Source organism: Photorhabdus khanii NC19 (genome assembly GCF_000517265.1).
GTDB lineage: Bacteria > Pseudomonadota > Gammaproteobacteria > Enterobacterales > Enterobacteriaceae > Photorhabdus > Photorhabdus khanii.
In genome coordinates, this window is sequence record NZ_AYSJ01000014.1 from 505,230 (window position 1) to 517,901 (window position 12,672).

Sequence of the window (12,672 nt, forward strand, 5' to 3'; positions counted from 1 at the left end):
CTAACTTATTCTGGCACCAAGAGAACTTAAAGATTGGATAAATCCAGGAAAGCCATCATCTAATTTATTAATATTATTAACCGTTGTTCGCTCTCTTGCCCCTAGTGATGCAATAATATTGGACGCGCAAATCCGATGATCATAATAGCTGAATACCTCAACGCCTCCATTGAGTGGCCCGTTGCTGTGGATCCTTATTTTGTTGAAAGCACCAGTGTCATTAAAAATTAAATAACTTTTTCCTCCCATCATTCGTATATTTTCATTAATAATGAATGCTCGTTGACATTTATGGTTATTTATCGCATTAAGCCCGGAAAATGTGATATCTCCCTTGCCATTAATCGCTGCGGCGATAATATTAGTGGCAACAGAGGGAAGTTCATTTAAGTAAATTTCACCTGTAATCGCGTTACGCTCTCTTGCTAAATTAATATTGAGTTCATTCTTCGTTGAGTTATATTCTAAATTTATACCAAATCTTTTATATATGTTAAATAATACGCTTTCGTTAATGGTATTTCCCTGAGAGTAACGTTTTATAGTTACTTTGCTTGGCCGATTAATACTTAATATTGACGAAGTAATGTAGCTTAGTGATGTGAAATCAGTAGGAATGTTAATGATAATATCCCTTGCTTGATATGCAGTTGAAATAAATGCATTACCTATGCGGGTGATTTTACTCCCCAGCAATGCCATCATTTTAATTGTTATATCAATATATCCATTATTGGTTTCACTGTCGTTGTTAATAATGATACTTTTCCCTTTAATAAATGGCGAGACAAGAAGAGAGAATGAGAGAAACTGGGTACTTTTATTGAAGTTCAATGGGGATTGTGAGGGATATATCCTTCTGGAAACAACAACGATATTCTCTTGTTGCTTTTCTGCAAATACATTCAGATATGAAAAAAATGCTTCGTCATACAGACTTTCTCTGTTAAACAGGGAGTCATTGCATTTTATATAAACTTCTTTTTCTGTTAGTGAGGCTAAGGCGACACTTATTCTGAATAGCATGCCAGAACCATTAGCATGAATAATTCCATGACAATGATATATTGGATGTGCCCCTTTCAATGTGATGTGATTTTGACTTCTATCCAGAATTTGCAGACCAAATTGTTGTAACGCGGTAAGTAAATCTTCTGTCTCGGTACACCATGATAAATTATTTATTGTTGTTTTCTCTTCATTTAACAGTGCTAATAGTAGAGCCCTTTGGATATGAGGCTTAGATGAGGGTATGGTTATTTCCCCATTAAGAGTGGAACCAGGGAGCACGTTAATTTTATTCATGCCAAGCCTCCAGGTAGATCAATTTCCATTGATATTGTTATTTTATTCAACTATTTGCTGTCGATAGCAATAGTGGTAATTTCAACATAATGTTCTGGCTTTACCATCGATTTAACCGCAATCGTTGTATTAACAGGACGTATATCGCCAAATTTCTCGTTAAATGCCCGGCAATAATCATCAAAATGTTCGAAATCAGTTAAATGCGTTACCGTACTGACAACATCGGTTAGTTCTGTGCCAAGCTCTTTTAAATATTTTTCAATTTTTTCTATAATAAATAGCGTTTGTTCGTAAGCATTTTCCCCTATAACATTGCCATCGCCGTCTGAGGCGACACATCCTGCAATAAAGATTTGATTACCAACCCTTTTCCCTCTTGAGTATCCCATTTTGTTTTCCCATGGAGATGGGCTGAATACTGTTTTTTTAAATTCATGAGACGACATAAATACTCCTATAGATAAAAAATATCCGGGAACAATAAATTAATTTAAACAATTTATTCCATTAACTAAAAAATATCCGTAAATTGATGTTGCATTAATAAAAGTATATAAATGATGATATGTCAAAGTAAATTAAACATTAAAATAGAATAGTTTTTGATTTTTTTATTTAAAAAAGTAATAAATGTTTTTTCTGACGGTGAAGTTATTTTTTTGTAAAAAAAATTTATTGAAATTTAATTAGTTACGTATTAAAGACTTTAAGTTGATGGTTTTTATATTTGAAAGTTACCCTTGTTGAGACTATACATGATAATTAGTTTTTTTAATTCTAGTATAAAATTTTATTATTAATAAATATAGGTTGTTTTCGGAGTGAAAAAGATAAGTATATATTAATAAAAAGCAACTAATGGTGGGGTAGATATGGGCGTTTTTATTTTTCTTGAAGTAAGACCGACTGAATGCTTGGCAATTGATTATATTAGATATTTAGGATTTTCTCCGGTTTTGTTGACTTCAATGGCATCAATGAATAAAGGATTATATGATGATTTAAAAAAGGAATTATTCGATAATATTTACTATAAAAATACCAGAAGTAGCACAGATAATATTAATTTAATTAAAGACAAAAAAAATACTGCTGCCACGATCCTTGGCTGCTATGATGATATGATGATCCCGGCGTCCGAAGTGGCGTTAGAATTCGGTTTACCTCATCCCGATCTAAAGGGTTTGAGGAATGCATTCAGTAAGAAAAATGTCAGGGATATTCTTGTACAATATGGTTATTATCAACCTGCCTACGAGGTTTTTTCTTATAATAATATTCCAGAAAATCCTAAAGTTCCTTTTCCATTTGTTATTAAGCCACTCCGTGATGCGGGAGCTTATGGGGTTTCACTTTGCAAATCTAAAGATGATTATCGCAATGTGATTTCAGACATTTCGTCTAGCGGCACGATGTCAATGCTCGGTAAAGTTAATGAGGAATTCTTGATAGAAGAGTTCCTTCAAGGCAATTTTTATGGGGCTGAATTGATCTATAATCATGATAAATGGCATTTAATTGGCATCAATAGAATTTTTGTTTCTCCTGATGATGGCTTGTGTATGATAGGTTTATCTCATCCTGCTGATGATCTGTCTGAAGTTGAATTTGCTATTGCCTGTGAGCTTGTGAAAGGGTGGGTAACCGCTCTGGGGTTACGGGGTGGTGCAATAAATGTTGAATTTATTTATACATCTCATGGGCCTGCATTAGTTGAAATAAACTTGCGTATAGCGGGTGCCAGAGCGGCTCAACAGATTTTCATGTCCACCGGGGTGAATATGGTCAAATATTTGGTTGATTTCGTTTGTGGTATAGAAAGCACTATATCACCAGAATTAGTAATGACCTATCCATTCGTCGCTGATGCCTTTATTTTCCATCGTGGCGAAGCTATTGTGAATGATATTAGCGTAGACTCTGATTCCCCTTATTTTATTTCCGCCGGGTTTAAAAAGACACCTTTCAGTATTTCGTCGAAAAATAAAAACTTTGGTTCTATTGTCGGTTATGCCCTGGCTCATGGTGATAGCTGTACAGAAGCTATGGAAAATGCAATGCGCATTGCTAATAGTGTGCAATTAAAAACAAATTAATAAGAGATCATAATTATGGCTATTTTGATGGGATTGATTTCGGCATTGTGTTGGGGAAGTACTGATTTTTTAGCCGGGCAAGCGGCAAGAAAAATCGGTGTGGCTAAATCATTATTCTATAGTCAGTTATTTGGTTTTTCTGTTTTATCTTTATTGCTGTTTTTTTATTTTAAGATGTCGTTTGTCAATGCTAGTTTTTTTCAATTGATCATTTGTATTATTGCTTCTGTTTGCAATTTAATGGCAATGGTATTTCTACTTAAAGCGTTATCGATTGGTAAAGCTTCTATTGTTGCACCGATTGTTTCGCTTTATGGAGCAGTGACGACTATTTTGTCACTGATAAGTGGGAAACCGATCACCGCTTTGGTTTTATTTAGTCTATTTATGTGTGTTGTGGGTGCATGTTTAACCAGTGTGCCGAAATCTAAAGATGGACAGCGAGAATCGTCGGGTTCAATTCTCTTTGCATTTTTATCTTCGCTGATGTTTGGTTTAGGTTTCTGGTTGCAAGGGGAATTTGCTGTGAGAGATCTTGGTGTTATCAATGCGTTATGGGTTTACTATTTAACCGCTGTAGTGCTTTTATTTCTCACATTGCTGAAAAATGGGGATTTATCTTTACCGCCAGTTTCAATTATAGCGTTGGTTTTTTTAATTAGTTTCTTTAGCCTGATAGGGTTTTCCTCATTGGCTTACGGTTCTGCAACTGGGCAAGTTGCGATTGTTACTGTTCTGAGTTCATTAGCAAGTGGAGTCACCGCTTTGTTAGGTTTTTTTATTCGTGGAGAACGATTGAGCCGTATTCAGTGGATGGGCATTATTATTATAATCGCAGGGGTCATTTTGTTGAAGTTGTAGTCGTTATAATGGATTGTTTCCCCGAAAAATTCGGGGAAACAGTGAGAAAATTAGACTGATTGACGAGAGTTGTGGCGCCAGATTGATTATTTTGCTGATGATGATCTAATGCCGCTATGGACGAATAAATAAATCGCTATGTTGATTCCTCTGCTATTTCTAATTGCCAACCTGTAACGTTATGCCAGTATTCCTGCTCTTTTTCCAGATCAAGTTGCATCAGGGTGTTTGCTGATAAGTAATTGTAAGGCAGATAGAGTGCCCAATGACCATCATCAGTAATCAGTCTGAGTGATTCAGGGGTGGTTGTGGATTGACGTTGATTATTGAGTAAAGTCGCCAGCCGCAGGATTTGAATTAATGGCAGATATTGTTTTTTCTTAAATAGATTGAATCTTGGCAAATCATCCAGTTTTATTGTTTTGCGGTGACAGCGAACCAATGTTGCCAGCAGTAATTGTTGTTCCTGATTAAAGCCGGGCAAGTTGGTATTTTGCAGAATATAAGCAGAGTGTCGCTGTAATCCGCTTAAGTTAATACTCAGCCCAACTTCGTGCAGCATTGCCGCCCAGTGTAAAATCGCTTCGAGTTGGGGCTGCACCAGCTTTGGGTTCTGGATGGCCCACTGTTGGTAAAGCAATTCAGTGGTATCGAGCACACGCTTTGCCTGTTCTCTGTCGATATTATAGTGTTCAGCCAGGCTTTTTGCCGTTCTCCGGCGGATGTCCTGGTGGCGGAAGCGACCTTCCATTTCATATAAAACACCTTCACGTAGAGCGCCATCTGATAGCTGTAGCTCTTTTATATGCAGGGCATCGAATACACCGCATAAGATAGCCAGGCCGGGAACAAAAACGTGTTTACGATCATCGGATAATGCAGGTAAGTCGAGGGTTGTAAATTTTTTGAATTTAAGCACCTCTTTGACCAACATTTCCAGCCGTTCAGGTGTGATTAATCCATCCTTTTCTCCCATTGCGACCAGTACTTCATAAACGGCTTTAATTGTCCCGGATGCGCCGAGCGCGGAGTTCCAGCCTTTTATGCGGTATTGCCATGAGAGGTTCTCTAGTTTTTGAGCGGCTTCAAGCCGTGCTCTGCGGAATTTCTCCGCACTGATTTCACCGTCGGAAAAGAATTGGTGAGAAAAACTGATGCATCCCATCCGGCGGCTTTCTATTAATAAGGGTTCAAAATTTTCGCCGATCACCAGTTCAGTAGAGCCACCGCCAATATCAATCACCAGCTTACGATCTTGTTCTGGCTGAGTGTGTTCGACTCCCATGTAGATCAGGCGGGCTTCTTCGTGGCCGGAAATAATTTCAATCGGATAGGGGATGACCTCTTGTGCCCGCCTGATGAATTCTTTGGCATTGCTGGCTTCACGTAAGCTGTGAGTGCCGACCAGACAGACGTTATCTGCCGGAAAACCTTGTAGCCGTTCAGCAAACAGCGCAAGGCAAGCCAGGCCGCGCTCCATGGCTTCTTCGCTTAATTCGTTTTTTTGATTCAGGCCGTAAGCAAGGTAGACATGTTGTTTTAATCGGCCAAGGATCTGCAATGCGCCGTTAACGATTCGTGCAATGATCATATGGAAACTGTTTGAACCCAGATCGATAGCGGCAATTTCCATTGGTCGGGGCGTAGATTTATCGTGTGTTAGCGGCATGGATTAGGCTCTTGGTCCAGGTTGTTCGAGGGATTTTATATAGTCATAAATCGCCAATTGTGCACGGATTTTCCGTTTATTGCCCCGTGGCACATAACTGTTGCTCAGTTCTTTATCGACGTAACGGGCCTTTACCGTATCGTTGAATTGTAGTTCGAGAATATCCAGTACACGTTGTTTCAGTTGTGGATCAAGCAGGCAGACAGCAACTTCAATCCGGTAGTCGATATTACGGGTCATCCAGTCGGCAGAGGAGAGAAAGACTTTTTCATCGCCGTTATTGGTAAAGGCATAAACCCGATCATGTTCGAGGTAACGGTCAACGATACTGGTGATTTGAATATTTTCGCTGAATCCTGGCTGATTGGGCACCAGTGAACACATACCACGTATTAGCAGGCGTACTTTTACACCCGCTTCTGAGGCGTCGTACAGGCGGTCCACCAGCTCTTTATCAACAAGGTTATTGATTTTTAATGTAATGCCTGCGGGTTTATCTGCTTTGGCGTTTGCTATTTCCTGAGAAATAAGCTGGTTGAGCATCGCGCGGGAATTTTGTGGCGAAACCATCAGGTTTTCAAAGTTGACCGGGCGATAGGGGTTTTCAATAAAGTTGAATACCCGACGGACTTCGTTGGTAATTTTCGGATTGGCTGTCAGCAGGGAATAGTCGGTATAGAGACGCGCTGTTTTTTCATTAAAGTTACCTGTACCAATATGGGCATAGCGAACAATTTCTTCGCCTTCCAGACGGGAAATAAAAAACAGTTTTGCGTGGATCTTTAGCCCCGGTGCCGAGAAAATAACATGTACACCTGCTTCGGTCAGCCGTTTGGCCCAATGAATATTGGCTTCTTCATCAAATCGTGCCTGCAATTCAACAACCACGGTAATTTTTTTACCGTTATGGGCAGCGTGAATCATTGATTCAATAATGCGGGAGTCTTTTGCTACCCGATAAATATTGATCTTGATGGAAAGCACGCTTGGGTCAAAAGAAGCCTGGCGCAGTAATTCCAGCACGTGTTCAAAGGTGTGATAGGGATAATAGAGCAGAACATCCTGTTCACGAATAGCATCAAAACCATTGCGAAAATTATCAAACCAAGTGTGCCGTAATCTCGGTAAGGGTCTGTTTAGCAGGTTTTTCTTTCCCTCATTGGGAAATTTAATGAAATCTTTAAAGTTGTGATAGCGTCCGCCAGCGATCACCGAGTCGTCATTTGACAGGCCAAGCTTGCTACGCAGTAATTCTACCATTTCATCCGGCATTTCTCTTTGATAAACGAGTCTTACCGGTTCCGCAGTCAGCCGTTGTTTCAGGGTGGATGACATCAATTCGAGCAGGCTTGATTCCATCTCTGTTGCTAAATCATATTCAGAATCACGGGTCATTTTCATTGAATAGGCATTGAGTGAATCATAGTCAAAGAAGCCTTTGAAAATTTCATCAAGACAGTAGCGCAGAATATTATCCAGCAGGATCATTGATTTGCGGCGGCGTGGCATTTCAGGCGGCAAATTAACAAAACGTGGTACCTTATCTGACGGAATTTCCAGTAATGCATATTGGATATTCTGGCCGTGGACAATTTCAACTGCCAGATAAGTGTAGTCATCTTTCAGAAATTCAACCAGATTCGTTTCCGGGTTAATCAGGATTGGTGTGATATGGGGTCGCAGATGTTGACGAAAATATTGGCGTAACCAGATTTGCTGATTCGGTGAAATTTGCCGTTCATTGATCAGGAAAATCTGATTGCGGGCCATTTCCAGCAGTAATTCATTATAGAGCACATCAAATTCATGATCGGTTTTAGCGACTTTGGATTGGATCTTTTTCAGTACATGCCGGGAGCTGGTGGCGGATCCGCGCTCTTCATTAATCAGTATCCGCCGTTTCACATCAGCAAAACGAACTTTGTAGAATTCGTCCAGATTATTGGAGTAAATACCTAGGAACCGCATCCGTTCTATCAATGGGTTGCTCTTATCCGCCGCTTCCTGAAGCACACGTTCGTTGAAGGATAACCAACTAAGTTCTTTCTCGGTATAGAGCCTGTCTTGGGACATTGTTACTCCAGGTGTTGAGGTGAATGTGTTGAATTTTTGAGTATTATTAGTCGTGGACTGTTGTTATAACCTCGTCTGTCATGGTGGGTTCAGGCCTTTTTATCTGCCTTGGACGCGAAATATTGATGTTGGAAAACACACATGCGAATTGCTGTGCGGTAACAGCCATTAATAAAGAATTCATCTATTAATTCGCCCTCAGTGTAGAAACCCAGCTTATTATAGATATGAATGGCTTTAATGTTCTCCTTATCAACAATCAGGTAGAGTTTATACAGATTGAGCACAGAAAATGCGTATTCCATCGCCAGTTTTGCCGCTTTGGTTGCATGCCCCTGGCCCTGATATGCCGGATCAATAATGATCTGAAATTCTGCCCGGCGATGGATGTAGTCGATTTCGACTAATTCAACCAGCCCAACTTTGGCGTCAGAACTGGCGATAATAAACCGGCGCTCGTTCTGATCGTGAATATGTTTGTCGTAGAGATCGCTCAGTTCAACGAAAGCTTCATAAGGCTCTTCGAACCAGTAACGCATGACGCTGGCGTTGTTATCTAATTGATGGATAAAAGGCAGATCTTCCCGCTCAAGGGGGCGTAACCTGACAGGTGGAGAATGAGAACCACCAGACATTTGATACCTCGGTGTTTTTAATAAGTAAGAGAGTATTATTAATAATAGTTCGCAGTGCTGGGTATATTACCACAGCACTGTAATTAGGGGTGAATAAATAGATTATTCTGTGGCATAGCCTTGTGGAGGAAGAATATTCCCATCCAGATGTGCTTTGCCATTAACCATGCTCAGGCGTCCTTCGACAAACCAATTGATAACTAATGGGTAGATATCGTGCTCCTGAGTTTGAACCCGTTTAATAACCTCATTTTCCTGATCATTTGCAAAAATAGGCACTTTGGCTTGCAGGATAATCGGGCCGCCATCCAGCTCTTCTGTCACAAAATGAACCGAAGTGCCGTGTTCTGTATCGCCATTTTCCATTGCTTTGCGGTGAGTATGCAGACCGGGATATTTTGGCAATAGAGAAGGGTGAATATTCAGCAGGCGACCAAGATAGTGCTGAACAAAATCCGGCGTCAGGATACGCATGTAACCTGCGAGAACGACCAAATCGGGTTGATACTGATCGATGGCGTGTTTCAGTGCTTGATCATAAGTTTGACGATCCGCATAGTTTTTCGGGCTAACAACATGGGCGGGAATTTCCGCCTGTTTAGCCCGTAGCAGACCGTAAGCATCGGCGGTATTACTGAATACCGCACAAATTTGCCCACTGATTTTGTTCTGCTGGCAGGCGTCAATCACCGCCTGGAGATTGCTGCCGTTACCGGAGATCAAGACAACGATGTTTTTCATTGAATAACAACCTGTTGTTCGTTCTCTTTCAATGTAGCAATGGCGCCGATTTGCCAGGCTTTTTCACCGGCGGTATTGAGTAATTCAAGCGCTTGTTCAACGGCTGTTTGTGGTAATGCAATGACCATCCCGACACCACAGTTGAATGTACGGTACATTTCATGACGGCTGACATTGCCGGTTTGTTGTAGCCAGTTAAATATTGCCGGCCATTGCCAACTGGATTCATTAATTTGTGCCTGGGTATTTTCAGGCAGGACTCGTGGAATATTTTCCCAGAAACCGCCACCGGTCAGATGAGCAATCGCGTGAACATCAAGGTGTTCAATCAGGGATAAAAGGGATTTCACATAAATTTTTGTCGGGGCGAGCAGGTGATCTGCCAGTGATTTGCCTTCCAGCTTGGTTGTTTCTGGATCTGTGTTGCTGACAGCCAGAATTTTGCGTATCAGAGAATAGCCGTTTGAATGAGGGCCACTGGCGGCGAGAGCAATCAGGGCATCACCCGCCTGAACTTTACTGCCATCAATGATTTCTGATTTCTCTACGACACCAACACAGAAACCGGCAACATCATAATCTTCACCGTGATACATCCCCGGCATTTCCGCAGTTTCACCGCCAACCAGAGCACAGCCGGATAATTTACAACCTTCCGCGATACCGGTGATAACGCTGGCGGCGGTATCAACATCCAGTTTTCCGGTTGCATAATAATCAAGGAAGAACAGGGGTTCTGCGCCCTGGACAACCAAGTCGTTGACACACATTGCAACTAAATCAATGCCGATAGTGTCATGGCGTTTGAGATCCATCGCCAGACGCAATTTGGTACCCACACCGTCGGTACCGGAAACCAGAATAGGTTCGCGGTATTTTTGCGGTAATGCACATAAAGCGCCAAATCCACCTAAACCGCCCATGACTTCTGGACGACGAGTCTGTTTTACAACACCTTTGATACGGTCTACCAAGGCATTACCAGCATCGATATCTACACCGGCATCTTTATAGCTGAGAGAGGTTTTGTTGGTCACTGAGAGGCCCTCAAGGCGATTGCATTTGATAAATTAAGATAGAATGCTGACAATTCTAGCAGCCTAAGCAAACGTTTGCGAGACTCTTATTCAGGATCTCAGTTATCGGAGAGAAGCCGTGCGCTTGATTAAAATCAACAGATTGGTAGTGGTGTTATGGTTAAAAGGCGGTATAATCTCGCGATTTTTTGTCTGCCGGCGACTTGACATACAGTAGGAGAAGTCCATGAAGATCGTTGAGGTGAACCACCCACTTGTTAAACATAAACTCGGCCTGATGCGAGCGAATGATATCAGCACCAAACGCTTTCGTGAACTGGCCGCAGAAGTCGGAAGTCTTCTGACTTATGAAGCAACCGCTGATTTAGAAACCGAAAAGGTCACGATTGATGGCTGGTGTGGCCCGGTAGCTGTTGAGCAGATTAAAGGTAAAAAAATAACCGTTGTGCCTATTTTGCGTGCAGGGTTGGGTATGATGGATGGCGTATTGGAGAATGTGCCAAGTGCCCGGATCAGTGTCGTAGGCGTGTATCGTGATGAAGAAACGTTAGAACCTGTCCCTTATTTCCAGAAACTTGCTTCCAATATTGATGAACGTCTGGCGCTGGTGGTTGATCCCATGCTGGCGACCGGCGGTTCCATGATTGCAACTATTGATTTATTGAAAAAAGCAGGTTGCCAGTCGATTAAAGTTCTGGTTTTGGTTGCGGCGCCTGAAGGTATTGCTGCGCTGGAAAAAGCCCATCCCGATGTAGAACTGTATACCGCGTCTATTGATGAGAGACTCAATGAGCAGGGATACATTGTGCCTGGCCTGGGGGATGCGGGCGATAAAATATTTGGTACAAAATAATAAGTTAGCCGACTTTTGAGTCGGCTTTTTTTTGGTTCGTGATGCGATAATATGAAGAGGATAAACGAATGACCCGTCGCACTATTGGGGTAGATGAGCGGCCTCCACTTTTACAGACCATTCCACTGAGCTTCCAACATCTTTTTGCTATGTTTGGTGCAACGGTATTGGTGCCGATTTTGTTTAAAGTCAACCCGGCGACGATTCTGCTATTTAATGGTATCGGTACATTGTTATATCTGGTTATCTGTAAGGGAAAAATTCCGGCGTATTTGGGATCGAGTTTCGCATTTATTTCGCCGGTTTTATTGTTGTTGCCGCTGGGGTATGAATTAGCGTTGGGCGGTTTTATCCTGTGTGGTGTGCTGTTCTGTCTGGTTTCATTGATTGTCAAAGTGGCGGGACGAGGCTGGATTAATGTGCTGTTTCCACCTGCGGCAATGGGGGCAATTGTTGCGGTTATCGGGCTGGAGCTTGCAGGTGTTGCGGCTGATATGGCCGGTTTGCGTCCGGCAGAAGGCGCTGATGTTAATCCAACGGCGCTGACAATTTCGCTGGTCACACTGGCGGTTACTGTTCTTGGTTCCGTAATGTTCCGTGGATTTCTGGCTATCATTCCGATTTTGATTGGGGTGTTGGTGGGTTACGCACTGGCATTCCTGATGGGGGAGGTTGACTTGACACCTGTGCGTGAAGCACCGTGGTTTGCATTGCCAACTTTTTACTCACCCCGTTTTGAATGGTTCGCCATAATGACGATCCTGCCTGCGGCACTGGTTGTTATCGCGGAACATGTTGGGCATTTAGTTGTTACGGCAAATATTGTGAAGAGGGATTTGTTGAAAGAACCCGGTTTGCATCGTTCTATGTTCGCGAATGGTTTTTCAACTGTGATTTCCGGTTTCTTTGGTTCAACCCCTAACACGACTTACGGCGAAAATATTGGTGTGATGGCAGTTACCAAAGTATACAGCACTTGGGTTATTGGTGGCGCTGCGGTATTGGCGATTCTGCTCTCTTGTGTCGGTAAACTGGCGGCAGCGATTCAGGCCGTGCCTGTTCCGGTCATGGGCGGTGTTTCTCTGTTGCTTTATGGTGTTATCGGAGCATCAGGTATTCGGGTGCTGATTGATTCCAAAGTAGATTACAATAAAGCACAAAATCTAATTCTGACCTCCGTTATTCTTATTATTGGTGTCAGTGGCGCGAAAATAAATATTGGCGTTACTGAACTGAAAGGTATGGCGCTGGCAACGATTGTGGGTATTGGTATGAGTCTGATTTTCTGCTTGATGAGTATTATTCGTCCTGAAAAACAATATATTGAGTCTTCAATTGAATCTGTTAAGCGTGATAAGTCATTGAAGTAATAAGTTCGATTTATTTCCCCGCTTTGAAT

11 protein-coding genes are annotated in these 12,672 nt (G+C 41.9%); 4 read left to right on the top strand and 7 right to left on the bottom strand.

Features of this window, described 5'->3' with window-relative positions:
* Complete coding sequence (locus PTE_RS17755) at positions 1 to 1,305, bottom strand: 3-phosphoshikimate 1-carboxyvinyltransferase (RefSeq protein ID WP_036849317.1); 1,305 nt, start codon at positions 1,303 to 1,305, stop codon at positions 1 to 3.
* Positions 1,306 to 1,355: 50 nt separating this feature from the next.
* Positions 1,356 to 1,754 carry a RidA family protein gene (locus PTE_RS17760; RefSeq protein WP_036849319.1) on the bottom strand — a complete coding sequence of 133 codons (399 nt, stop codon included), beginning with the start codon at positions 1,752 to 1,754 and terminating at the stop codon, positions 1,356 to 1,358.
* A 426-nt stretch (positions 1,755 to 2,180) separates the two neighbouring features.
* Between PTE_RS17760 and PTE_RS17765 the strand changes: the two genes are divergently transcribed.
* Both PTE_RS17765 and PTE_RS17770 read left to right on the top strand, forming a co-directional pair.
* Complete coding sequence (locus tag PTE_RS17765; protein WP_036849321.1) at positions 2,181 to 3,404, top strand: ATP-grasp domain-containing protein; 1,224 nt, start codon at positions 2,181 to 2,183, stop codon at positions 3,402 to 3,404.
* A gap of 15 nt (positions 3,405 to 3,419) precedes the next feature.
* Positions 3,420 to 4,265 (top strand): DMT family transporter, encoded by an 846-nt coding sequence (locus PTE_RS17770; RefSeq protein WP_036849323.1) that lies wholly within the window; start codon positions 3,420 to 3,422, stop codon positions 4,263 to 4,265.
* A 136-nt stretch (positions 4,266 to 4,401) separates the two neighbouring features.
* Here the strand turns inward: PTE_RS17770 and ppx are convergent, their stop codons facing one another.
* From ppx to purM, 5 genes are all read right to left on the bottom strand, one after another.
* A complete protein-coding gene (ppx, locus tag PTE_RS17775) occupies positions 4,402 to 5,934 on the bottom strand; it encodes an exopolyphosphatase (RefSeq protein WP_036849325.1) in 1,533 nt (510 codons plus the stop codon).
* A 3-nt stretch (positions 5,935 to 5,937) separates the two neighbouring features.
* On the bottom strand, positions 5,938 to 8,007 hold the full coding sequence (gene ppk1 / locus PTE_RS17780) for a polyphosphate kinase 1 (protein WP_036849328.1): 2,070 nt from the start codon (positions 8,005 to 8,007) through the stop codon (positions 5,938 to 5,940).
* An 89-nt stretch (positions 8,008 to 8,096) separates the two neighbouring features.
* Positions 8,097 to 8,642, bottom strand: a complete 546-nt coding sequence (gene speG, locus PTE_RS17785; RefSeq protein ID WP_036849330.1) for a spermidine N1-acetyltransferase — start codon at positions 8,640 to 8,642, stop codon at positions 8,097 to 8,099.
* Positions 8,643 to 8,744: 102 nt separating this feature from the next.
* Positions 8,745 to 9,383 carry a phosphoribosylglycinamide formyltransferase gene (purN, locus tag PTE_RS17790; RefSeq protein WP_036849332.1) on the bottom strand — a complete coding sequence of 213 codons (639 nt, stop codon included), beginning with the start codon at positions 9,381 to 9,383 and terminating at the stop codon, positions 8,745 to 8,747.
* Complete coding sequence (purM, locus tag PTE_RS17795; protein ID WP_036849333.1) at positions 9,380 to 10,420, bottom strand: phosphoribosylformylglycinamidine cyclo-ligase; 1,041 nt, start codon at positions 10,418 to 10,420, stop codon at positions 9,380 to 9,382. The genes purN and purM overlap by 4 nt, the downstream gene beginning before the upstream one ends.
* Positions 10,421 to 10,646: 226 nt before the next feature.
* On the opposite strand from purM, the gene upp reads away from it, so the two are divergent.
* A complete protein-coding gene (gene upp / locus PTE_RS17800) occupies positions 10,647 to 11,273 on the top strand; it encodes a uracil phosphoribosyltransferase (protein WP_036849335.1) in 627 nt (208 codons plus the stop codon).
* Between the two features lie 68 nt (positions 11,274 to 11,341).
* Positions 11,342 to 12,643 (top strand): uracil permease, encoded by a 1,302-nt coding sequence (gene uraA / locus PTE_RS17805; RefSeq protein WP_036849337.1) that lies wholly within the window; start codon positions 11,342 to 11,344, stop codon positions 12,641 to 12,643.
* Positions 12,644 to 12,672 lie beyond the last annotated feature (29 nt).